The organism is Ruegeria sp. AA6 (assembly GCF_056542865.1).
The window spans coordinates 1-1,891 of the sequence record NZ_JBQGAN010000070.1 but is presented as its reverse complement, the minus strand read 5'-3'; the positions used below and the strand labels follow the sequence as shown (position 1 = coordinate 1,891).

At 59.4% G+C, this 1,891-nt stretch carries 1 protein-coding gene; it reads left to right on the top strand.

All coding sequences use genetic code 11. The annotated features are described in order from the left end of the window. The first annotated feature begins 16 nt into the window (after nucleotides 1-16). Nucleotides 17-1,840, top strand: a complete 1,824-nt coding sequence (locus ACR0LN_RS23900; RefSeq protein WP_480433231.1) for a BCCT family transporter — start codon at nucleotides 17-19, stop codon at nucleotides 1,838-1,840. Nucleotides 1,841-1,891 lie beyond the last annotated feature (51 nt).

The window sequence follows — 1,891 nt, the reverse complement described above, 5'->3', positions numbered from 1 at the left end:
CAACACGGAGGAAAGAATGTCGGTACCCGAACCCTTTACGGATGTAGAGATAGAAACGGCGGATGCCGGTTTCTATGAAAACTACAGCGTTCCCATTGCGCTGATCAGTAAGGCCATCATGGTTGGCCTGGTGCTGTGGGCGCTTGTGTTTCCCGCCAATGCGAACAGCACGCTGGGCAGTCTGAACGGTAAGCTGCTTGAAATCTTCAACAGCTTCTACGTTTTGATTGTCGGCGCGTTTTTCTTCTTTCTCGCCATTGTGGCCATCATCCCGGCTACCGGCCGCCGGATCATGGGGACACCGGGGGAAAAGCCCGAGTTTTCGAACTTCTCATGGTTCTCGATGATGTTTGGTGCCGGTCTGGGTGTTGGCCTGATGGTGTTTGCCACCGCCGAACCGTTGGGCCTGTGGGGTTCGAACCCCGTGGTCGTATCAGGCGCGGTCGAGGGGAACTCGCCCGAGGCGCTGCAATCGGCCTATCGCTTTACGTATCTGCACTACGGCTTCCACGCCTGGGCGATCTATGTGGTGACCGGCCTGTCGCTGGCCTATTACGCCTATACCCGTGACATGCCTCTGACCATCCGTTCGGCGCTGACGCCGCTGTTTGGTCGTTTCGTCAACGGCTTTTTCGGCCATCTGGTCGACGTTCTGGGCGTTGTTGCGACGATCCTTGGCGTGTCGGTCACCATCGGCTACGGCGTCAGCCAGTTCATTGATGGTGTCTATGCGATCACTGGAATGCAGTGGGTCATGGATCTGGGCGGCGAGGTGCCGACCCCCAGCAAAGTGGGCCTGATCTCGGGTCTGGTCGTCATCATGAGCCTGTCGATCATCTCGGCCGTGTCGGGTGTTGGCCGGGGTGTTAAGTACCTGTCGAACCTGAACCTGGTGCTGTCGATCATCCTGCTGGGCACGTTTGTTGTGTTTGGGTCGTTTGTCTTTGCGATGACCACCTATGGCACCGCGATGGTGGACTACATCCTGCATTTCCTGTCGCTCAGCTTTAACGCCTATGGCCCGCTGTCGGCCGAAGCCTTTGCGGCGGCTCTGCCTGCCGAAGCACAGGCGCACGCCAATGACCTGATGGGCGGCGCGACCAATGCGTGGGGCAGCTTTGACGGCTTCAGGAGCGGTCTGGAAGGCGCTGCAGCGGAGCTGGACGAAGCGACTCTGGCAGCGGCCTATGCTGCGGGTGAGCAGGGCCGTCAGTTCGGCTGGCAGGCCGGTTGGACCACCTTCTACTGGGCTTGGTGGATCGCGTTCTCGCCCTTTGTTGGGCTATTCCTGGCGCGCATCTCCAAAGGGCGTTCGGTGCGTGAGTTCATCCTGGGCTGTGTCTTCGCACCTGCATTGGTCTGTTTTGCATGGATGACCGTTCTGGGTGGCACCGCGATTGATCTAGAGCTGGCCGGTGCCGCCGAAGGTGCGATCATCGGTGCGTCGAACACCAACAAGCTGTTCGTGACGCTGTCTTACATGATCGATGGTGGGCTGCTGTCCATGCTGAACGTCATGTGCGTGATCCTGATCATGACCTTCCTGGTGACCTCGGCGGACTCGGGCATCCTTGTGATGAACACCATCATGTCGGGCGGCAGCCAGGAAACCGGCATCAAGCACCGCATCATCTGGGGTGTGATCCTGACCGCTGTGATCGGTGCGCTGATCCTTGCAGCGGGTGAGAACAACCCGATGGATGCGTTGCGCAACGCGATGATCATCGGCGCGCTGCCCTTTACCATGGTGATGGGCCTGATGTGTATCGCTCTGGGCAAGGCCCTTTTCCGCGACAGCCAGCGCGACAAGCACGGCGTCGCAACGCAGGCCGCGGAATAAGCACGCCTCAATCCAAACATCAGCGCCGCCCCAACAGGGGCGGCGTTTTTC

Coding starts and splice junctions, on each gene's coding strand:
- ACR0LN_RS23900 (WP_480433231.1), top strand. CDS start 17: ATGTCGGTACCCGAACCCTTTACGGATGTAGAGATAGAAACGGCGGAT.